The organism is Barnesiella viscericola DSM 18177, from assembly GCF_000512915.1.
GTDB classification, from domain to species: domain Bacteria; phylum Bacteroidota; class Bacteroidia; order Bacteroidales; family Barnesiellaceae; genus Barnesiella; species Barnesiella viscericola.
In genome coordinates this window covers 82,839-104,923 of the sequence record NZ_CP007034.1, presented here as the reverse complement: position 1 = coordinate 104,923, position 22,085 = coordinate 82,839, and the positions used below count along the sequence as shown (strand labels likewise).

General features: G+C 41.8%; 17 protein-coding genes. 1 reads left to right on the top strand and 16 read right to left on the bottom strand.

The features are described 5' to 3' along the window. Positions 1-16: 16 nt before the first annotated feature. The 13 genes from BARVI_RS12810 to BARVI_RS00325 all read right to left on the bottom strand — a co-directional run bounded on the left by BARVI_RS12810 (position 17) and on the right by BARVI_RS00325 (position 15,691). Positions 17-964, bottom strand: coding sequence for a capsular polysaccharide synthesis protein (locus BARVI_RS12810; protein ID WP_025277311.1), 948 nt, complete (start codon positions 962-964; stop codon positions 17-19). Beyond that, on the bottom strand, positions 951-2,243 hold the full coding sequence (locus BARVI_RS00380; protein ID WP_025277310.1) for an O-antigen ligase family protein: 1,293 nt from the start codon (positions 2,241-2,243) through the stop codon (positions 951-953). The genes BARVI_RS12810 and BARVI_RS00380 overlap by 14 nt, the downstream gene beginning before the upstream one ends. Beyond that, positions 2,243-3,343 carry a glycosyltransferase family 4 protein gene (locus BARVI_RS00375; protein WP_025277309.1) on the bottom strand — a complete coding sequence of 367 codons (1,101 nt, stop codon included), beginning with the start codon at positions 3,341-3,343 and terminating at the stop codon, positions 2,243-2,245. Before BARVI_RS00375 ends, BARVI_RS00380 begins: the two co-directional genes overlap by 1 nt. Positions 3,344-3,378: 35 nt before the next feature. Continuing rightward, the gene (locus BARVI_RS00370; protein WP_025277308.1) at positions 3,379-4,518 is read right to left on the bottom strand and encodes a glycosyltransferase family 4 protein; all 1,140 of its coding nucleotides are present in this window, start codon (positions 4,516-4,518) and stop codon (positions 3,379-3,381) included. Positions 4,519-4,631: 113 nt separating this feature from the next. Then, positions 4,632-5,822: a glycosyltransferase gene (locus BARVI_RS12805; RefSeq protein ID WP_025277307.1), complete on the bottom strand. Its 1,191-nt coding sequence runs from the start codon at positions 5,820-5,822 to the stop codon at positions 4,632-4,634. A gap of 2 nt (positions 5,823-5,824) precedes the next feature. After that, positions 5,825-6,817, bottom strand: coding sequence for a glycosyltransferase family 2 protein (locus BARVI_RS00360; RefSeq protein WP_025277306.1), 993 nt, complete (start codon positions 6,815-6,817; stop codon positions 5,825-5,827). A 1-nt stretch (position 6,818) separates the two neighbouring features. Next, positions 6,819-7,967 carry a UDP-galactopyranose mutase gene (gene glf, locus BARVI_RS00355; RefSeq protein WP_038534205.1) on the bottom strand — a complete coding sequence of 383 codons (1,149 nt, stop codon included), beginning with the start codon at positions 7,965-7,967 and terminating at the stop codon, positions 6,819-6,821. 8 nt (positions 7,968-7,975) lie between these two features. Next, positions 7,976-8,698 carry a glycosyltransferase family 32 protein gene (locus BARVI_RS12800; RefSeq protein ID WP_025277304.1) on the bottom strand — a complete coding sequence of 241 codons (723 nt, stop codon included), beginning with the start codon at positions 8,696-8,698 and terminating at the stop codon, positions 7,976-7,978. Between the two features lie 31 nt (positions 8,699-8,729). Continuing rightward, positions 8,730-9,737 (bottom strand): glycosyltransferase family 2 protein, encoded by a 1,008-nt coding sequence (locus tag BARVI_RS12795; RefSeq protein ID WP_025277303.1) that lies wholly within the window; start codon positions 9,735-9,737, stop codon positions 8,730-8,732. Then, entirely contained in the window at positions 9,725-11,269 is a 1,545-nt protein-coding gene (locus tag BARVI_RS00340; RefSeq protein WP_025277302.1) for a lipopolysaccharide biosynthesis protein, read from the bottom strand. The genes BARVI_RS12795 and BARVI_RS00340 overlap by 13 nt, the downstream gene beginning before the upstream one ends. 60 nt (positions 11,270-11,329) lie before the next feature. Then, positions 11,330-13,735 carry a GumC family protein gene (locus BARVI_RS00335; protein ID WP_025277301.1) on the bottom strand — a complete coding sequence of 802 codons (2,406 nt, stop codon included), beginning with the start codon at positions 13,733-13,735 and terminating at the stop codon, positions 11,330-11,332. A gap of 11 nt (positions 13,736-13,746) precedes the next feature. Continuing rightward, a complete protein-coding gene (locus BARVI_RS00330) occupies positions 13,747-14,478 on the bottom strand; it encodes a polysaccharide biosynthesis/export family protein (protein ID WP_232213988.1) in 732 nt (243 codons plus the stop codon). A 97-nt stretch (positions 14,479-14,575) separates the two neighbouring features. After that, complete coding sequence (locus BARVI_RS00325) at positions 14,576-15,691, bottom strand: MraY family glycosyltransferase (protein ID WP_025277299.1); 1,116 nt, start codon at positions 15,689-15,691, stop codon at positions 14,576-14,578. 716 nt (positions 15,692-16,407) lie between these two features. Here BARVI_RS00325 and BARVI_RS00320 point away from each other — a divergent pair. Beyond that, on the top strand, positions 16,408-16,893 hold the full coding sequence (locus BARVI_RS00320; protein WP_025277298.1) for a PaaI family thioesterase: 486 nt from the start codon (positions 16,408-16,410) through the stop codon (positions 16,891-16,893). A gap of 58 nt (positions 16,894-16,951) precedes the next feature. On the opposite strand, the gene BARVI_RS00315 is transcribed toward BARVI_RS00320, so the two are convergent. From BARVI_RS00315 to asnB, 3 genes are all read right to left on the bottom strand, one after another. Continuing rightward, complete coding sequence (locus BARVI_RS00315; protein WP_025277297.1) at positions 16,952-17,905, bottom strand: calcium/sodium antiporter; 954 nt, start codon at positions 17,903-17,905, stop codon at positions 16,952-16,954. Between the two features lie 224 nt (positions 17,906-18,129). Continuing rightward, positions 18,130-20,319, bottom strand: a complete 2,190-nt coding sequence (locus BARVI_RS00310) for a glutamine synthetase III family protein (RefSeq protein ID WP_025277296.1) — start codon at positions 20,317-20,319, stop codon at positions 18,130-18,132. A 62-nt stretch (positions 20,320-20,381) separates the two neighbouring features. Further along, entirely contained in the window at positions 20,382-22,067 is a 1,686-nt protein-coding gene (gene asnB / locus BARVI_RS00305; protein WP_025277295.1) for an asparagine synthase B, read from the bottom strand. Positions 22,068-22,085 lie beyond the last annotated feature (18 nt).

Genomic DNA, 22,085 nt, shown 5'->3' with positions numbered 1-22,085 from the left:
TATATCTCCTAAATCATCATAGAAATTTATTTTTCAGAAAGTAATAATAATTATCAGCATCTTGATTTAACTCTTCTTGGGTATATCTACGCCAATTCAATTTAAACAAGAATGTATCTTTTGTTAATTCTTGAAACTGAATTCCGTCAAACTTTTTACACAACAAAGGAGCGAGCCTATGCACATTTTCATTATTATACGGGACCTCATCAATCATATGCTTAACAACTTCGCTTCTCTGATAAGCCATGTCTATAAAGTGATCGAACATGAAATAATCTACGAAACAATCTTGTTGAGTCAAATAATCAATAAAGCATTTAGATACAGTTCGATAAATAACATTATGAGGGAATCCTCCTAAACAAAAGACAGACCATCGGCACTTTGATACATATAAATTATTTTCCTTATTCTTTATCGAAAAGAAAGGCATATAAAAAATATAGTCGGGTATATCTTTTGTCAATAGTATGGTTGAATCGAGCCATAAGCCTCCATTTTGTTCCAACAAATAAACCCGCAACATATCCGCAAAATGAGCATTTTTTATCTTTCCTTTAAGATACAAATCCTCTATAAACTTCGGTAAAGTTACATATTGCCTGTAATTTTCATAAGTCAAAAGAATGACCGGGTGACCATTAGAATATTTTCGAATACTTTGTAGACACAATTTAGGAATATCGGGCATTTTATCCTCGCCTTGTAACCAGCAATACCATATGGGCATTTTCCCTTTTCTCTCTTCCGAGATGAGTATACTATCTGAACTTAATTGTGGAATATGTATAATATTGTCAATTTTTTTCTGAACAATTCGATTCCTATACGAAACTATCTTACATTTAAGATTATATGATAAGAATCTTCCTCCATACACAAGCAAGAGATTAGTAATTGGTAGAATGGGCCCAAATTCTCTTACTTTTTTAAAAAAGGAACGAATATTATTGTATTTCATAATCTTCTTTCTGTTTTAGTCCCAAGGCCATACCATATAGGCTCCAAGGATATGACAATGTCGCCATGGAATAACTCAACGTATTATCACTATACATGGTTACTACAACTCCTAACAGAGAAGAGCCTGCAACCAACACACACATACGTAAGACAGTTGAATATCTTTTACAATGATAAATATATATACAATGAACAAAAATTCCTGCTACAGATAAAAGATATAACGACAAACCTATAATACCATTATCACACATCAGGACAAGGAAATCATTATGAATTTGCCCACCTCGCCTCCATCCTATAGCTTCTGTATACATATATTTTTGTACTCGTCCTGTACCCGACCCGATTAACTCATGGCCTTCATAAAACCAACTTCTGCAATCGTCCCATACAGGGCCTCGTCCACTAGTATTGATGTTATTTTCATCAACATTTCCCGTAAGGAAATCATTCAATGATACCGCATCGGGATTAATATACATTTTAGCTTTAATACTAGGAATATAAAACAAGGCAGCCACAGACAGTACACCCAACAAGATTACGATAGGAACAGCTTTCAATCTATATTTTATTAAAGAAAATGCCGACAAAGCTACCACTAATCCCATTATATCAGTCCGGAAAACCCAGATAAAACAAGGTAATGAAAATATTACGAAAAAAAACAGATTCTTCGTTTTCTTGTTGGAGTATAAAAACAAAGCCAATGAAATCATACTCATCGTAATATAGTGTGTAGCCAAAGCCGCTCTATTCCAGAATACTCCCGCGAATAAAGGGAGGAGAATTGGGACGAACCAGATAAATATCGTAAACGCCGCCACCCACCGAGCACTCAGTACCGATTTCAATATAATCTCTTTATCTCGAACTATCGACGAAGCAAATAATGCCAACAAAAGAGGATATATATATTTCAGTATCATTCTAACCCCAAATTCTAATGATGGGGTATATGATAATCCCCATATTTCCCATAAAATAAATATAAAAAACAGAATTATCGGAAATGAATATACTGGTTTGTTTCGTGTCTTATAAATACCAATTATGCACAAGACTTCCAAAACAGCCAAGCGAATAGACAAAACTGGCATCAAGCCTATCAACCCAGTAGCAAAAATAAATATCAGCAATAACTCCGTACCCGTACAACGCATCTTCAAGGACTTGTCAAACGGGGCCGATATAACACCAAAAGGTTTATAGACCAAATAAAAGCCTATTACAGTCAATACTATAAAATAGATATAACAGAATAAAGCTGCCATTATAAACTATTTTTAACCAATTTATTAAACAATTCAAGCCACCGGGGCATAATATTCTCTGGATAAAACCGAGAAACCTCTTCAGCAGCCCGTTCTCCCATATTCTTTCTTAGGGAGTCACTATCCATCAATCGAGCAAGAGCGTGGGCAAACCCGTTTATATCTTGAGGAGGTACTAAAATACCTGTATCCGGTGACAATATTTCCCTAGGTCCACATTCACAATCAAATGCGACACAAGGTAATCCACATTCCATAGCCTCAGTCAGCACTAATCCAAAGCCATCAGAACGAGAGGGGAATGCATATATACTGCTCTCAACCATCTTGTCGCCTATATTCCGCACAGGCTCATAAAGTGAAACTTGTGATTCTATATGATATTGTGCGATAAGTTCCTTCAATAAATTATAATCTTGACCGGATCCATATATCGATAATCTCCAATCGGGATACCGAAGCGCAATGCGACCAAAAGCCTCCACCAACAAATCCATACCCTTTGCCGGGGTAAAACTACCCACTGATATAATCTCTTTGTTTTGAGTTGTCGATTTCACACTTGAACGAAAGGAGAGCGGATTATACACATAAGTCATATTTACCGGACTACCCCATAACTGAACATCACGAGCAGTCAAGCCTACCACTAAATCAAACTTCTTTACATAGTGAGCCAATCGTTTTTGTATGAGCCATACTTTTAATAGATGTAATGATTTAAACGGTATCCTCCGGATTCCCTTTACAAAATTCACCAAAAAATTCTTCGTATAGTGGAATTCCAGAACTTTCTTACTACCATCTTTCAGATCATTGATAAAACTAAGCTCCTGACCGCCTACACATACAGTCACATCGGGCCGGAGAGAAATGAGAGTTTGCTCCAAAGCAATTCGATAATCTCGCTTACCCTTTACCCTCAAAGAAATTCTATGGACCTTTGGTGATAGCTGAAAAAAAGGCGCTCCTTGCTCATCTTGCAAAATTACATATACAGAACACTCGGTATGTTCAGCCAAGAAATTCATCTTAGTAGTCAATACCCGTTCCGTTCCACCAGAAGGATGCAATGATTTAATACAATAGACTATTTTCATAACTACTTAATTTTCTCATTAAGAGCAAGGTATTGTCATGATAAATTTAGTAATTTAGAATAAACTTGAACTGTCTCTTCTGCTGTTTTTTCCCAATTAAACAAAGCGGCTCTCTTCAGGCCTTTTTCTATCATAGAGTTCAGCTCTAATTCATGTTGCTCAAAATGCATCATAATATCTAACAAACTATTCGAAATGGGTTCTTCCAAATAAATAGCAGCCTCGCCAGCTATTTCGTCAAGGGAGCTGTTTTTACAAGTAACGACAGGAGTTCCACAAGCCATTGACTCCAAAAGCGGCAATCCAAACCCTTCATACGACGACGGGAAAATCATCGCTTTGGCTCCATTATACAACAAGGCCAAATCCTCATCTGATATGTTTTTTAGAAAATGAATTCGCGAGTCAAATCCATTAGCATGAATCTCCTCCAATAACGTTTGGGGAGGATTCCCCCACACCAATACTAAATCATACTGAACCGATTGAGACTTCAACAAAGCCATATAACTTCTGACCAAGACATCGGTACGTTTTCGTTCGGCATTGCAAGAGACACTTAAAAAATAGGGATTATGTAAGCCCAACTTGCTCCCTATCCTCCTCCATACCTCAACCTTATCAAGTTGCGGATAAAATATATCATGCTTCACCCCCCAATAAATCACCGTAATTTTCTCAGGAGCAACGTTCATGGTCTCAACAATATCTCGTTTAGATGCCTCAGAACAGGTAATAATGTGCTTGCACTGGTGCATAAATGGTGGAACAATCTGTCGCATCTTCTCATGGGCAAAAGCCGACTCCCGAATCTTCATGAATAAGGCATCGTGCAATGTAACCACACATTTATCCGGCCGATATACATATTCAAAGTTATGCGTGATATGCATTAAATCATATCCCGTCCACCACTCTTTTACGGGGAATCGAGCTAATAGACGATTTATGTTCTCCCGATGAGGCAAATAAAGATGATAATTTTTAAACGGTAATCCCGTATTACGTCCTCCTATTCCCTTCATGTTCTGAGAGTACAAAATAACCTCAAGTGGCAAATTAGGAATTCGAGCCAATGCCTGAATCAATTCCAAAGTCGTACGCCCAATTCCTGTAACCCGACCTGTCACATAATACGGAACAATAGGATTTGCATCAATGAGTAACCGCTTCATATCATCTCGATTCTATAATTATCAATATATCCAAACTCTCTCTGTGAAAAAATATCCTACAGCAGCAAGAATATCAATACCTTTTAATATATCGAATCCGTTTCATAAAAGTACTATTTCAAAATGCGACACTCTTTAAATAGCGCTTCCCATAAATCTACGACATTTTCGACCGAATATCGCTTGATATCTTGTTGCGCATACTTCGACATTCGATTCAATAAATCTGGGCTGTCCATCAACTCTCTCAATGCTTTTTCATATTGTTTGATTGAAAATGGTTTTATCAATACTCCATTTCTTCCATCATCAATAATATCTGTCACTGAAGCGAAACTATTAAATGCCACCGGCACAGCCCCACATTGCATAGCTTCGGTCAATACCATACCCCAACCCTCGTAAGAACTGGTCAAACAGAATATACTGGATTCTAACTGATAAGGTAAAGGATCTTGATACCCTACAAATCGAATATTGGGTATTCCCTTGGCTAAAGATTCCATTCGCTCCCTCCAATGGCCATTTTTATTATATCCAACTATAACAAACTCCCATTCTGGATAATCACGATACAATCTTTTCCAAATCTTGACCGCCATAGTGGGATTCTTCTCTGTACAGAAGAGACCCACCCACAATACTTGCTTTTTCTTTTCTATGTGATAGCTGCCAATTTTTTCTGAACTATACGAGTTAGGATTGGGTATTGCACGATATTTTTCTCGATATCCTGGACAAATCTCATCTATATCTGAAAAATAATTTTTTGAAAGTGTACATACATAATCCGTAGCTGGTAACATCTTTTTATAATGTTCTATACGACTTCGTCTAAATTCATATTTGATCTTAGGATATAAGAGAATACGAGCAATCCGTTTAAATTTCTCTATTTTAGAATTATTTCTGAGAGGATATATTTCCTTCCAAAGATGTTTATAAGAAACCCATGGTGTCGTATGTATTACCGAAATCACTTTTACTGGAAGGTTTCCTGTATTTACCCACAACTGAGAATCACTGAAATTTCCACTTTGATTAATGACTATATCAATCTTATTCTCGCGCAAATAACGATGATAAGCCTCTATATTTTCTTTGGATAAACACTCTTCTGAAGGGAGATAGGTTAACGGTGCCGGATAATTATACTCATGCATTACCGTTATTCCACACCGATAAATTAGATAATAGACTTTATAACCACGTCGAATCAACTCCAAGGTCAATTCATGAGTGACTCTACCAATTCCGCCTTTATTGGGATGAAACGGCGTAATATAAACAAATAAGATATTCATACTTACAGATTAAATAAGTTGATTCCAGTTTTTCTCCAAAAATATATCCAGGGAATTACTTTTTTGGCAGTAATCTTATTGGTCAACGAATAAAGGAGTCGATCATTCTTTACTAATGCATCTAATATCTTCAATTTATTAATACTATCCGATTTCTTCCCACTATATATAGGTGATAACAACAATACATAAGCCCATTTAATACGTTCAATAGTTGCATTCAGGACATACTGTCTTAGTGGTTTTGAAAAACTTTCTTTATGCTCTTCCCAGAAAGTTACAGTTTTCTCACATACTGTCAAATAATCATCAACGTGTGTATTGTATCCGGCTATTGAGACACTTTGTCCTTCTCTTCCAAGGAAATATTGATAGATATTCAACGGCGAAAGATATACGGTTTTCACATAGATTAAAGGTAAAATAATATAATCCAAATCCCCATAAAATCGTTCAAAAACTCTATAATTTGCATTTTTCAACGTGGCAGTTCTATAAGCTATAGCATGAATTGGTGCACCCAACTCATAATTATTCTTTACCAAATAATCATCAATTGACATCACTTTACTACTCAACGGCGTAGAAACATTCTTCTCTCGCACATGATTATCTGCATCAACCTCCGAAAAGGAAGTCAATACCATATCTACCTCCAATTGCTTCAAAAGAGCGACAAAAGCATCGATATTGGCCGTATTAAACCAATCGTCTGAATCGAGCGTCTTCAAATATTTCCCGGTAGCCTCCTCAATTCCACGATTTATTCCCGATCCCCAGCCGCCATTAGGCTTATCTATCACACGAACACTTTGTGGATACTTCACCGCATATCGCTGAGCCAATTCAAGAGTATTGTCTTTTGAGCCATCATTCACAACAATAATCTCCAAATCGTCAAGGCTATCTACATGAGTCGTTACACTCTTCAAACAACGATCAATATATTGTTCCACATTATATGCAGGAATAACGATTGTCAATACTTTTGCCATACTATCTTTCTTTTATAAATGTACGGGCATCGTTTAAAGCCCGTTCGATAACAGGAGCCATATCGTAATACTTATATTCAGCCAAACGGCCTCCAAAGATGACATGTTCTTCTTTTTCGGCCAAATGCCTGTATTTCGCATGTATCTCATTGTTTCGCGTATCATTAACCGGATAATACGGTTCCATACCCGGTTGCCATTCCATAGAGTACTCCTTGGTTACGACTGTTTTCCCAATCCGATTAATATCATTGCCAAAGAGTTCAAAATGTTTATGTTCAATGATTCGAGTATATGGAATCTCTTTCCCTGTATAATTAATAACTGCATTCCCTTGGAAATTAGGCACATCATATATTTCGGATTCAAAACGAACTGTTCTGTACTGCAAATGACCAAACTGATATTCATAATATTGGTCAATAGGGCCTGTATATACAATTTGATGAGCAAGAGACTCCCAATAAGCTCGATTCTCAAAAAAATCCGAGTTCACTCGAGTATCTATTCCCGATAAAAGGCCCTGTATCAAATTATTATAACCTCCAATAGGGATACCCTGATAACAATCATTAAAATAATTATTATCAAAAGTCAACCGCACTGGCAATCTCTTAATGATAAACGCCGGTAGATCTACACAGCTACGCCCCCATTGCTTCTCGGTATATCCCTTTATCAGTTTCTCATAAATATCTTTTCCAACTAATATCAACGCCTGCTCTTCCAAATTCGTCGGTTCCCAATGCCCTTGGCTCCTCATCAGGTCCAAAGCCTCTTGGCGCTGAACCTCAATAATGACTTGAGCTTCTCTTGGCGTTTTTACCCCCCACATTTGATAAAATGTATTCATATTGAAGGGTAAATTATACAACTCTCCTTTATAGTTGGCTATAGGCGAATTTGTGTATCGATTAAACGATACAATCGAATTTACAAAGTTCCAAACAGATTCATTTGAGGTATGAAATATATGAGCTCCATACTTATGTACATGGATTCCTTCTACCTCTTCGCAATATACATTTCCGCCCAAATGAGACCTTTTCTCTATCACAAGGCATCTTAATCCACACTTATTCGCCTCATGAGCAAAAGTCGCTCCATATAATCCTGAGCCAACAATCAATATATCATATGAGGGAATCATCTATAAATTTATTTTTTAGAACATAAATGATTTATTTTTTCTAAAAAACAGTATATGGTCATAAGATCATTATTCTTACAGAAAAAATACAACTTCCCCCGGTTTTTTATCGACCATGCGCTATTATAAAAATGAATCGCGTAATAATCACCAGCTCTCGTACCAAACTTATGCCCAAAAAACTTCTGTGAATAAATACGGATTCCATCGGCCAAATTCTGATCTAAATTTTCTGCTTTATAATTATATTCCTCTTTAAGAATCCTCGTCATTACAAAAGGTATTACTTCTGCTCTCTCTCCCTTTCCATCTTTATAATCTATTGAATTATAAAAACGAAGACATTTTTCTAGATACGGATGATTCTTCTCTGCTCCCATAATTGCCGATTCAACATGAATAGATCCTTCAAATGGCTCCTCTGTCCCTACAAAAAATCTATTTTGCAAAAAATCATCAAATCGTTTATAAGTTTTAACATCACTATCTAAATATATTCCCCCTTCTGTATATAATGCATATAGCCGAATATAGTCAGATACATATGCCCAATTTTTATCCTGCCATGCCTGTTTTACAAAAGGAATACTGTCAAAATCGAAACTATTTGCATCCCAACACTTAATTTCATAATCAGGCATTACTCTTCTCCAACTTTTGATACAATTTGAGATAAATCTATTTTTCTTATCTCCACTAAACCAACAATAATGAATTACCTTAGGTATCATAATTTTTATAAAATACTTATTATCTTTTCTCTCATTCTTTCACAAATAACCTTCTCACTCTCAGCCTTAATAATACTACATTTACATATAAAGAAGAACTATTTCTTATTCCTAATATAGAAAATAATATATACCATATTCTATTTTTTATAGATTCATTTCTCACAAATTTCCATTGAGGCATGTGCTCCTTCATAAATTCCAAAGAATCTACAAATCTCCCTTCTTTATGCACTGCAATTCGTGTATTTAAAAAATCCTTGTATACATAAAAGAAATAATGAGAACATTCTTTGTCTACAGAGGATAATGTTGATAGGAATCTAAAATGTCTGTATTTACATAAAAATAAATCAGTACATTTTTCAGCCGAAAATTGTATAGTTGCAGCATTATCCCTATAAAAATAATTATAATATCCCAACTCTGATATAAACAAATACTTAACGACTTTCACAAAGTCTACGATACAATAGGCATCTTCGGCAAGCTGCATTCCTTTTGGAAATCGAATCGTATCGAAAATATTTTTTTTAAAGATCTTATCCCAAACATAACCTCGAATTGGGTTTCCTTGATACCAACTTAAGAATAAATTTCTTTCACCTTCTACATATTGAGAAGTAGGTATAGATTTATTAACTCTATTGTCAGCTGAAATAGCATATATAGGATATTGGACAACATCTATCCGAGCATCCTTTTTGAAGATTGCCATATTCTCCTCATAGGTTGTCGATGTTCCAATTTGATCATCAGAGTCTACAAATGTTATATATTCTCCACGGACTAGATCCAATCCTCTGTTGCGAGCTGCTGCAACTCCTCTATTAGGTTGATGACAGACAATAACTCTATCATCTTTCTTCTCATATTCATCACAAATAGCTCCACTTCTATCAGTTGAGCCATCATCAACCAATATCAACTCCAAATTAGTAAACGATTGAGACAATATGCTATCTACACAACGGGATAAATATGGTTCCACATTATAAACTGGAACTATTACACTTAAAATAGGTTTTATCTTTTCCATTTTAATACCCTATTTAAAAAGGTTCTCATTTCCTTGGTTCCAATATACAATAAACCGAAATAGAATAAAGAGAAAGAACCTGTTATTACTACAGAATACAAAATCCAATTTCCCCACCCCTCTAATGAATAACTGGAATCAATAAACAGAGATACAATAAAGTCAACTACAAAAAATGAGAAAATTGTAAGTATAATATAGTACAATATCCTACGCCAATAATGCCATACCGATAGCTCAAAACCCTTAGAGAAAAGGAAATAGGGTTTCCAAATCCCAATAATAAGAGCTGAACTAACTATGCCTCCTAATAAAACACCAGACAATCCCCAAATATGTCCACCAATTATGGCAACAACTATAAAAATTACAGACTCTGCCACTGGCGCCCAAGTGTCATAAAATAGTCCATAACCATATAAAAACTGATCGGTAGCGCCTCGTGTCATGCCGATAAAAAAGCTAAACAGCATCAGTATCAATACCGAATTAGCAAGTAGATACTGAGGGCCTAGCCAAAGAGTAATAAATGGAGGTAATAAATTATACAACGAAAATAACAAAATACCCGTAATAAAAAAACGTATTGATATTAACTCCCAAAAAACATGTTCTATCTTCTCCTTATTACCCTCTGCTATTAAATTGCCTACACCTGCACCTGTACTACTCAACAAATTATTGAGTAATTGACTGACTTTATCTGTAACAATCGTATAGTTTCCATAATAAGCAACCGTCTGTAATGAAACAAATGCATATACTAAGAATGGAGTTGTCTGGAATTGGACAAACGTAGAAATCCGATGCACAAACAACTGCTTGGTGTATTTCATCACCTCGGGATATTTCTTGAAAAGCTGTTTCCCTAAGCGAACTTCGCTACGAAGCCACGGGTAGACTTGATTGATTTTCCAATTCAGTATGATTGAATAGATAATACCAAAAGTCAACTCTATGATGACCCATAGATAGTAACTTCCCGTATAATAAGCACTGGCCATCTGAATGAGTACTTTTACAATATTTCCCGTCTGAAAATAAGCGGTGACGACATAATTCTTTTGGTCGGCACCCAAAAGGGTCTGTTTGTAGTTAGCGAAATAGCCAATCAACGATGAGGCCAAAAAGGAAAAATAGGCAAAGAAGATAAGCCCCATCTCGAATTGGGTCTTGGGGAATATCAGAGGAAGGAAGCAGGCAAGGATTAAACCGGCTCCTAAAATGATAAATCCTATCCACCGATAGAGGTAACCGAACACAGAGATGATTTCATTGATTTTTCCTTCGTCATGTTCAAACAACGGTTTGTACAACACATAACCGATGGCACTACCTATTCCCAATTCGGCCAAATTCAGGAAGCCGAGCAGGTTCTGCAAGGTCCCTGTTAGGCCCACGAAATCGGCACCCAAGGTATCGAGAAAGATCTTTCGGGAAAAGAACGAGAGGATAAGAGTCAAAAAATAGAATATGAGATTGACTCTTGCGTTCAACAAAGATTTTTTGACCCGTGACTCTTGTTGAGGCATAGAACACTATTCTCCTATAAATACAAAAATCAAAAATGATGACCCATGGGGATTCTAATCTTATCCCCTGAATATCCGGACTATTTTATGAGCCCACTTATAGATGACATTCCGTTTTTTCTTCCGCCCATGCTCTGAACCATAGCCATAACCATAACCATAACCATAACCATAGCCGTATTTCTTGCTTTCCATCTCAACGCCATTGAGTACGACGGTGAGATTTTTGAACTTATTCTCTCGATAGAGTTTCTCAAGTTCAGGAAGATAACGGCGGTCTAAGACTCCATTGCGAATCACGTAGATGGTAAGGTCGGCAACACGCCCGATAATGCTGGCATCGGCAACGACAAGTGCAGGCACACAGTCGAGTATAATATAATCATACTGCTTCTTCAACTCCTCAATCAACACAGGAAAGCGATTGCTCATCAACAACTCCGAAGGATTGGGTGGAACAATCCCGGCTGAAATCATATCAAACCGATCATGTACACTACTGGGTTGAATCAATTCGTCTATACTATGATTTTTACCCGATAGCCAAGTCGACACTCCATTCTTGGTTGTCAAATCGAGGGTTTTGCTCAACGTACGTTTTCTCAAATCCATATCGAGCAAAACTACTTTTTTATGAGTCATCGCCAGTGTCACGGCAAAGTTTCGAGATACAAAACTCTTGCCTTCGCTGGGCATGGTTGATGTAAACATAATAACTCGCGCCTCTGGTGCTACGAAGTCCATATTGGTCCGTAAAAGGCGGAACGACTCGGCTATGCTACTGGTCTTGTTCTCACCCACGACAATGGCCAATTCATCTTTATCCTTGTCGTTCTTCATCAAAGGAATTTCACCCAAAATAGGCATTGTAGTGTACTCTTCTACATCTTTGCGGCCCCGTACACCAGTATTCCATAAAAGACGTAAGAGTTGAATAGCCAACGGTATGATAAGTCCTACGATAAATGCTCCCATCAACAGCATACGCCGCGCGGGAGCTACGGGGGCCGATGAACCGAACGGAGCTTCGATTACACGTATATTGGCTTCGGTAATGGCCAATTGCATGGCATTCTCTTCCCGCTTGTTCAACAAGAAGGTATAGAGTGCCTCCTTAATATTCTGTTGCCGAATGATTCCCAAAGCCTTTTTCTCTTGCTGGGGTACCGATTCAATATAACTCAATGTTTGCTCCTCTACCGAACGGGCTTTTCCTAACTTCAATTTCAAGGTTGAGATATAATTGTTTAACGACGAGGACAGATTCTCCCGAACCGAGGCCAAGTTACTATCCAAATCGCGTACCAACGGATTGCTTTCCCCTGAATTGGCAACCAGGCGCTCACGTTGCAATATCATTGCGTTATATGCCTCTATCTGACTTTGCAAACCGGCATCTCCAACACCCGATACATTAGGGATCAACTGTTTATTATTCTCCTTCCCGGAGAATGCCTTTTGTACGGCTTGTGCAATAGCATATTCCATTTCAAGTTGTACCAGTTCACTACGCATCTGACTATTCTCACTCATAAACTGAGAAGCCGCAGCATCGATGCTGACAATACGATTCTTTTGTTTAAAATCAGTCAACTCGTTTTCTACATCGCCCAACTCGCGACTGATAATCTCGACCCGCTCGTTGATAAACTTGGCCGTACTGGTTGCAATGCGGTTTTTATCTTCAATAATCGTCTCTCGATAAACATCGATCAAAGTGCTCAATATCGCATCGGCTCGTGAAATATTGGAATCTACACAATTTATCTGAACCAACGTAGTGCGCTCTCCTGCCAATGAAGCCGAAGCATGATACATACCCGATGCCGCATCTAACGAAATGCGAGAAACCTCAACCGGGATATTGTAATAGGCAGGCAAATATTCGGGAACAGCCTCGACTACAATACGTCCAGCTTCTGAAACAAGCGTATCGCCAAACGCTATTTCCTGCTCACGGTCTTCACTCTTTACCCCCCCTACACTAAACTGTTTCAACAAATAATGTGTGTCGTCCAACGGTCTTATTTTCATAAAGACCGGAGCTGTATAGGGATCTATAAAATTGACCCGAATAGGAGACTCGGCATAAAGCGACTTATAATGGAGCCAATCTTTCACCCGATAGGCAACATCGAGGTGCAGACGTTCTACCACTTCGCGCATCAGTTGGTGCGATTGCAGTATATAGATTTCATTATCTACACTACCAACCGATACACCCCCATTCATTTCCAAGATGGCCGACATATCGTTGCTCGACTTGTTCTCACTTTTGACCAGCATCACCGCCGTACGCTTGTATAGGGGTGTCTGCATAGCCAGATAGAGCCAGGCAACCGAGACGCATACGGCTATCGACAAGACAATCCAATACCAGTTGTCAAATATCAATTCAACAATATCACGCAGGGTTATGCCCCCTTCATTCTTCTTCTCGTTTTTAGTTTCTTGAATGAGCTCCATATATAGAGATATTACTTGTCTTTTAATACTATAATCATTGATACAATCGACAATACCGAGGCGATGAGCGACAAGATACTGCTACTTGCCGAGATAAACGTCATCGTAGCACTACCTCTCACCCCTATTGCTTTATTGGGCTGTACATAAATCACATCGTTTTGCTTCAAATAGTAACAGGGTGATGTCAATACTTTTTCGCTCGACGTCAAATCAACCACATAACTAACTCGTTGATCACCCTCTTCACGGACAACCAGAATGTTATCACGTTTTCCCGACGGGGTAAGGTCGCCGGCCATCGACAAAGCTTCGAGAATGGTCACCCGGTCGCCCGACATGGTTTGGACTCCGGGACTATTGACCTCGCCCATAATCGAAACTTTAAAAGCTTTCAGTTGTACTGTTACTACCGGATCTTTCAGATACTCACCTTCGATAAGTTTGTTTTTTATGTTCTCTGCCAATTCCCCACGAGTCAATCCGGCAGCCTGCATCTCACCCAAGATAGGCACATCGATTTTGCCTTCTCTATCAACCCGAAGGCCTATGGCCTCTTGAACAGTAGTAGAAGATCCTGTACCTCCCAAGGTCTGACTATTGGCAAACAATTCCAACAATTCACCATCTTTGCTACTAACGGTTATCAGCAACTGATCGTCGGGAACAATCTTCAATTCATAATTCTGTGCAATGGTTTGAGGATTTTCGGCCAATTCGTCGGCTCCTTGCAAATAGATCATTTTTTTAGTCGGGACACATGATACCAATCCTACAAATACCATGAACATCAAGACTCTCGAAATATATTTCATCAGAAAAAAGATAACTATTAACGATTTAGTTTTTCAAATTCGCATTCCGTTTCTTTATTTGGTGCGTCAAAAACAACTGCATAACAGTCCAAATAAAGATATCCAAAAACAACAATAGATTAATATCAATATGAGTAAGCAGCAAAAGATTCATGGCAGCAAAGCCGGCAGAGATGAGCAGAATCGTAATCATCGCAGCCCGGTGAGTAAAGCCTAATGCCAGGAATTTATGATGGATATGATTTTTGTCGGGACTGAAAATGTTTTTATGGAACCGAGCCCGATGCAAAATAACCCGAACCACATCAAATACCGGGGTAATCAATACCGAGAAAGCTATTACAATCGCATCGGGGACTCTGTGAAGAACCGAGGCATCGGTCATACTGAAACGAATGGCCAACATGCTCAATACCATACCAATCGTCAATGAACCAGTATCGCCCATAAAAATTTTTCTCCCGCGATCGGGATTGCCAAACACATTATAGTAAAAGAACGGAATAAGTGTTCCCAAGGTGACAATCGACAATGCCGCATACAGCCACTCGCGCTGATAGGTAAACAAAAAGGTAAAAAACAGCAGAGCAATACCACTTAATCCCGAGGCCAAACCATCAATACCATCAATGAGGTTAATGGCATTGGTTATAAATACAATCGTAAAGACTGTAAAGGGAATACCTACCGAAGCCGGTAGTTCATAAATTCCGAAAATACCATACAGGTTATTGATCCATAGGCCCGAGGAAACCAACAAGACTGCACAAAAGATTTGTACAATAAACTTCTGGTAATAACGCACGCCTATCAAATCGTCGGTGATTCCGGTCAAATACAGCAATAACAAACTGCTGAGCCCAAAAGAGAGCACAGCCGTATCATTAAGAGACACTATTGAAGGAAACACATCTTCCCCATAAATTCTACTAAGCCCTATCATCAGTGCCAGCGTGAAGATGACAGCAGGGAAAAACGAAACCCCTCCCAGCCGAGGGATTACACCATGGTGTACCTTTCGCTCATCTGGAATATCAAACAAATGTTTCTTAAATGAAATCAATAAGATCCTTGGAATAATAAATATCGAGAATCCCAAACTAATAAAAAAGGACAATAATAAAACCGAAATATAGCCCATAAATATTAGATTTTAATTGTCATAACAACGTAACTAAATAGATTGACCCACTTCTATTGTATGGCAAAACACCCTAAAAATCCGTCTCTTTCTGAAACTCTTCGCACGCCGCTTTCACTACATTTCCATAGCGGCTTAGTTTCATATTGTATACTCTCTGGGGACACCAAGAATGTATATTCCCGGTCTATTAAAAAATTCGACCCTATCAAATTGCGCCTCTCCCTATCACAGAAGAGAAGGCCACATTCAACTTATAAATCTCTATATAAAAGTATTATCATTACCTGTAAAACTTTCGCAAGAGACCCTTTTGTCAAAACAGGACATAAAACATACGCTTCATTTCTCTCCTATTACACCCCGTTTTTAACTTTGCAAAGTTAATTACAATTCTAAGAAATACAATAAAAATCTCACAAAATATTATCGTTCTACAAGACTCATTGTTATTAAATGATTGTTAATATATACATCATAAAAAGATGTTTTTTAAATTAGTATTTACAAACAAATATATTTGTTATTCAAAAAAAACAACGAATACCTCAATTAGTTCAATTCTCAAAATTAAGGAAAAAGAAATACATACCTCGCCCCGTCTAATGCCAAAAGGGTTCATACCTACATATGCTACAATCAAAATTGACACATGAGCCTCTTTTAAAATGAGGAATAAAAACACTATCTTTGAATAAAAATTTACCTCATTTACAATGAAAAAGATTGTCAATCCCTGGATTAAACTTGAAAAAGATGGATACAACTGTTTTGGCTGTGCTCCTAATAATCCCTATGGGCTGAAAATGGAATTTTACGAAGACGGCGATGACATCGTCTCCTTTTGGACCCCTACCGAAAACTATCAAGGGTGGCTGCACACCCTGCACGGTGGCATACAATCTCTGCTCATCGACGAGATTGCAGGGTGGCTCGTAGCCCGCAAACTACAAACCTTGGGTATGACTACCAGTCTGGAAGTTAAGTTCAAAAATCCGATCACCACGGGAACCTGTACCCAATTGGAGATCCGGGCTCGACTGAAAGAGATTCGCCACAATTTTGCCTTTATCTCGGCTCAAATTCGTTGCGACGGTCGACTTTGCTCCTCGGGCGAGCTGACTTACTTCTGTTTTTCCAAAGAGAAGGCTGCCGCCGATTTCCACTTTACGGCCTGTCATACCGTCGATGAGGAGGGATAGTCCCGTCTCATTCACCGGGACTGGTGCTTGTTATCTGCCATTAAAAACCAATATCATCTCATAGCTGGTAAATGAGATAGCCCGTATACACTACATAGGTGGCAATCATCACTATACCCTCGGTTCGGGTAATCATGCGCACCTTGTGATACTTGCCCACAAAGAACATCAACAGCGAGGCTCCCAACAAATAGAGCAAGTCGAAATTGGTGATACCGCCCAAAGGCAGAGGTGAGATAGTGGCACTGGCTCCCAACACGAAAAAGACATTAAACAGGTTGGAGCCTATCACATTGCCAATGGCAATCTCGGGATTCTTCTTCAAGGCAGCCACGACCGAAGTGGCCAACTCGGGCAGCGAGGTACCCATGGCCACCAGCGTCAGACCGATAATCGACTCGCCTACCCCCAGCGAACGGGCTATCTCGCTCGACCCGTCGACAAACAGGCGCCCTCCGAAAATCAAGGCAGCCAATCCGCCTACAATGTAGACCACGCATCGCCACACGGGCAACGTCTTGATTTCGGCCGACTCCTCGTCACTGTGATTATGAGCGATGGCAAACGTATAGCCAAGGAATATCAAGAAGAAACAGAGCATGAGCAGACCGTCGGCCCGGTTGATTACATTCTCGGTACCAGTTCCCAGAAAGAGGTCATTGGCACAAATCAGCACCACCACCGACGAGAGGATAGCCAGCGGAATCTCTTTGGTGAGGGTTCCCCGAGTAATACGGATTGGTGCCACCACAGCCGTCACTCCCACAATCATGAGGATATTGAAGATGTTGCTACCCACCACATTACCGATGGCCAACTCGGCACTACCGTTGATGGCCGACACCACACTCACGGTCAACTCGGGAGCCGAGGTCCCGAAGGCCACAATCGTAAGGCCTATCACCAGCGACGAAATATTAAAGCGCTTGGCCAACGCAGCGGCCCCGTCGGTCAGAAAGTTGGCTCCCGACAATATCAAAAACAACCCTACAAGCAGGAGTATTACATTGATGACCATTTCTGTTTCTTTTATTTAGACAGACAAAGATAGCAAAATGAGAGTAAAGCCTATCAAGTTTACCTGAATATGTTTTACCGAACATATCTTTCTTCTTTTCAATGCAAAGGTCTGCAACGAGTAATAATCAAGCACACCCCTAAATAAACCAAAAGGCCAGAGCCTCTCCTTGCGGAGAGAGGTCCCGGCCTTCGTCCATCTAACCAAACTTATCTTTTTTACCGGATAAACAACAGCTCCCGGTATTTGGGCAGCGTCCACATCTGGTCATCGACAATCAGTTCGAGCTTATCGATGTGGTAGCGAATCTGTTCCAACATGGGAGCTATCGTGTCGTGATAGGCCACAGCCTTCTCACGCTCGTCAGTAATCTTGTTGGCCACCTTGCGGGCATCGATCATCGAATCGACATGTTCCTTGATGTAGCTGGTGTGCTCGGCAATCTTGCGGATAATCGCCAGATTCTCGGCCGAGAGCTTCCGAGTCTCCTCTTCCGAGAAGAGGCCGCGCATCTTGTAGACGTTATCGATCAACTTGGTCTGATACTCGGTAGCTACGGGCACGATATGGTTCATCACCAAGTCGCCCAATACACGAGCTTCAATTTGGATTTTCTTCGTGTAAGTCTCCCATTTCACCTCGTTGCGGGCTTCCAGCTCCTTGCGGGTCATCACCCCGGTCGACTCGAACATCTTGATGCTGTCGGGCGACAGGTAGTTGTCGAAGATAACCGGAACACTGGTCTCGCAATCGAGACCGCGGCGCTTGGCCTCTTCCTTCCACTCGTCGCTGTATCCGTTGCCGTCAAAACGAATGGGTTTGCTCAACTTGATGTACTTGCGCAATACCTGGATAATAGCGGGAATCTTGGCCTCACCTTTTCCGATGAGTTCGTCCACTTCGTTCTTGAAGATAACCAACTGTTCGGCTACGGCAGCATTCAAGGCAATCATACCGCTGGCACAGTTAGCCTCGGATCCTACGGCACGGAACTCGAACCGGTTGCCGGTGAAGGCGAAGGGCGACGTACGGTTACGGTCGGTATTGTCGATGAGCAGCTCGGGAATTTGAGGTATGTCGAGTTTCATGCCATGCTTGCCCGAGAGGACAACCAACTCGTCGGTCGAACTCTCTTCCATGTGGTCGAGAACCCGGCTCAACTGCGTACCCAGGAACGACGAGATGATGGCAGGAGGTGCCTCGTTGGCGCCCAGACGGTGGGCATTGGTGGCACTCATGATTGAGGCTTTCAGCAAACCATTGTGGCGATATACCGCCATCAGCGTATTCACGACAAAGGTGATGAAACGCAGGTTCTCTTCGGGGGTCTTGCCCGGCGACATCAGCAGCACGCCGGTATCGGTACCCAGCGACCAGTTGTTGTGCTTGCCCGAACCGTTCACACCCTTGAAGGGTTTCTCGTGCAACAGCACTCTGAACCCGTGTGTGCGGGCTACCTTGCGCATGAGCGACATGATCAGCATGTTGTGGTCGACAGCCAAGTTACACTCCTCGAAAATGGGAGCCAACTCAAACTGGTTGGGAGCAACCTCGTTGTGACGGGTCTTGACGGGAATACCCAGCTCCAAGGCCTGAATTTCGAGGTCCTTCATAAAGGCGGCTACACGTGTAGGAATGGCACCGAAATAGTGGTCTTCGAGCTGTTGGTTCTTCGAGGCTTCGTGTCCCATAAGCGTGCGGCCCGTCAGCAGCAGGTCGGGACGAGCTGCATACAAGCCCTCGTCGACCAGGAAATACTCCTGCTCCCAACCCAAATAGGCAACCACCTTTTTTACGTCTGGATTGAAATAGTGACACACATCGACAGCCGCCTTATCGACAGCACGCAGGGCTTTCAACAAAGGAGCCTTGTAGTCGAGCGATTCGCCCGTGTAGGCAATGAATACGGTAGGAATGCACAGGGTGTCGTCAACCACAAACACGGGCGACGAGGGATCCCAAGCACTGTATCCACGAGCCTCGAAAGTGTTGCGAATCCCGCCGTTGGGGAACGACGAGGCATCGGGCTCCTGCTGTACGAGCAACTTGCCCGAAAACTCTTCCATCATACCCCCTTTGCCGTCGTGCTCTACAAAAGCATCGTGCTTCTCGGCCGTACCTTCGGTCAACGGCTGGAACCAGTGGGTATAGTGGGTTGCACCCAGTTCCATCGCCCACTTCTTCATACCTTGTGCTACTTCATCGGCTATATCCCGATCGAGGGTGGCGCCATGGTCCATCACATCGACCAGCCGGTTGTAGACCGCCGTGGGCAGATACTTGAACATCTTCTCCCGGTTGAACACGTACTTAGCGAAATAGTCGCTCGGGCGTTCCGCAGGTACTGCTACCTCTACCGGTTTTGCCTGAAAGGCCTTCTCTACTACTCTGAATCTCAACGTTGACATAATGTCTTGAATTTTAAATTTCCAGGTTTACAATATATAGCTTTTTCGTTTTTCTTCTCTCTTCATTTCTCTCGGGCACCCTTCTCGTAGGCCTCCTCGTGTACTCCGGCCACGGCCCGGCCGCTCGGCTCGTTCAGGTGTTGGAACGAGGCGTCCCAAGCCAAAGCCTCGGCTGTCGAGCAGGCCACGCTGGGCACGCTAGGCACACTGCGGGCGGCACTCTCGCTGGGGAAATACTCCTCGAAAATCGAGCGATAGTAGTACTCCTCCTTGTTTTGCGGCGGATTGATGGGGAACCGCTCGGCAGCGTGCAGCATCTGTTCGTCGCTCACGGCCTGCGAGGTCATCGCCTTCAAGGTATCTATCCAGCTGTACCCTACCCCGTCGCTAAACTGCTCTTTCTGCCGCCAAGCCACACTGGCAGGCAACATGTAGGCAAAGGCTTCGCGCACGATACGCTTCTCAATCGTCTTGCCGGGGCACATCTTGGCCTGCGGATTGAGCCGCATCGCCACATCGAGGAACTCCTTGTCGAGGAAAGGCACACGCCCCTCCACACCCCAGGCCGAGAGGGCCTTGTTGGCCCGCAGGCAATCATAGAGGTAGAGTTTCGACAACTTGCGCACGGTCTCTTCGTGAAACGCCCGGGCATCGGGTGCCTTGTGAAAGTAGAGGTAACCGCCGAACACCTCGTCGGCTCCCTCGCCGCTCAGCACCATCTTGATACCCATACTCTTGATGACCCGAGCCAGCAGATACATGGGCGTAGAGGCGCGCACGGTAGTCACATCGTAGGTCTCGATGAAATAAATCACATCGCGCAACGCGTCGAGCCCCTCCTGTATCGTATAGTTTATTTCGTGGTGTACGGTACCTATATAGTCGGCCACCTCGCGAGCCTTGGCCAAATCGGGAGCTCCGCGCAACCCGATGGCAAAGGAGTGCAGCTGCGGCCACCAAGCCTCTTTCTGCCCGTCGGTCTCGACCCGTCGGGAGGCATATTTCTTGGCTATGGCCGAGATGACCGAACTGTCGAGTCCGCCCGAGAGCAACACCCCGTAGGGTACATCGCTCATCAGCTGCCGCCGCACGGCCGCTTCGAGCGCATCGTGCAACTCCTGTACCGATGCCCCGTTGTCCTTCACCGCGTCGTAATCGACCCAGTCGCGTTTGTACCAACGGGTCATCTTCCCCTCGCGGCTTGAATAGTAGTGCCCCGGCAAAAAGGGTTCGTAGCGTTCGCAGAAGCCTTCGAGCGCCTTCAACTCACTGGCACAATAGAGGGTGCCGTCGCTGTCGTAACCGATATACAGGGGGATAACCCCGATGGGGTCGCGGGCCAACAAGAACTCGTCGCGCTCCTCGTCATACAGGGCAAAGGCAAAGATGCCGTTCAACTCCTCCAAGAAATCGATACCCTTGTCGCGGTAGAGGGCCAATATCACTTCGCAGTCGCTCCCGGTCTGGAACTCATACCGACCTTCGTAGCGATGCCTGATGTCGCGATGGTTGTAGATCTCACCATTCACGGCAAGCACCTGCTTACGGTCGGGCGAATAGAGAGGCTGTCCCCCGCTCTGGGGGTCGACTATCGAGAGACGTTCGTGAGCCAATATGGCCGAACCTCCGCAATAGATACCACTCCAATCGGGACCCCGATGACGGATTTTCTTTGCCATCGCCAAAGCCTTTTTTCGCCACTCGGGCGACTGAGTTTTTATATTGAATATTGCTGCAATTCCACACATGACAAGAGTCGTTTTAGG

Excerpts from the sequence above, each read along its gene's own strand:
- BARVI_RS00325 (WP_025277299.1), bottom strand. The coding sequence starts at position 15,691 with ATGGGCTATATTTCGGTTTTATTATTGTCCTTTTTTATTAGTTTGGGA.
- BARVI_RS00360 (WP_025277306.1), bottom strand. The coding sequence starts at position 6,817 with ATGGCAAAAGTATTGACAATCGTTATTCCTGCATATAATGTGGAACAA.
- BARVI_RS00375 (WP_025277309.1), bottom strand. The coding sequence starts at position 3,343 with ATGAAAATAGTCTATTGTATTAAATCATTGCATCCTTCTGGTGGAACG.
- asnB (WP_025277295.1), bottom strand. The coding sequence starts at position 22,067 with ATGTGTGGAATTGCAGCAATATTCAATATAAAAACTCAGTCGCCCGAG.
- BARVI_RS00335 (WP_025277301.1), bottom strand. The coding sequence starts at position 13,735 with ATGGAGCTCATTCAAGAAACTAAAAACGAGAAGAAGAATGAAGGGGGC.
- glf (WP_038534205.1), bottom strand. The coding sequence starts at position 7,967 with ATGATTCCCTCATATGATATATTGATTGTTGGCTCAGGATTATATGGA.
- BARVI_RS00340 (WP_025277302.1), bottom strand. The coding sequence starts at position 11,269 with ATGCCTCAACAAGAGTCACGGGTCAAAAAATCTTTGTTGAACGCAAGA.
- BARVI_RS12805 (WP_025277307.1), bottom strand. The coding sequence starts at position 5,822 with ATGAATATCTTATTTGTTTATATTACGCCGTTTCATCCCAATAAAGGC.
- BARVI_RS00370 (WP_025277308.1), bottom strand. The coding sequence starts at position 4,518 with ATGAAGCGGTTACTCATTGATGCAAATCCTATTGTTCCGTATTATGTG.
- BARVI_RS00330 (WP_232213988.1), bottom strand. The coding sequence starts at position 14,478 with ATGATCTATTTGCAAGGAGCCGACGAATTGGCCGAAAATCCTCAAACC.
- BARVI_RS12800 (WP_025277304.1), bottom strand. The coding sequence starts at position 8,698 with ATGATACCTAAGGTAATTCATTATTGTTGGTTTAGTGGAGATAAGAAA.
- BARVI_RS12810 (WP_025277311.1), bottom strand. The coding sequence starts at position 964 with ATGAAATACAATAATATTCGTTCCTTTTTTAAAAAAGTAAGAGAATTT.
- BARVI_RS00320 (WP_025277298.1), top strand. The coding sequence starts at position 16,408 with ATGAAAAAGATTGTCAATCCCTGGATTAAACTTGAAAAAGATGGATAC.
- BARVI_RS12795 (WP_025277303.1), bottom strand. The coding sequence starts at position 9,737 with ATGGAAAAGATAAAACCTATTTTAAGTGTAATAGTTCCAGTTTATAAT.
- BARVI_RS00310 (WP_025277296.1), bottom strand. The coding sequence starts at position 20,319 with ATGTCAACGTTGAGATTCAGAGTAGTAGAGAAGGCCTTTCAGGCAAAA.
- BARVI_RS00380 (WP_025277310.1), bottom strand. The coding sequence starts at position 2,243 with ATGGCAGCTTTATTCTGTTATATCTATTTTATAGTATTGACTGTAATA.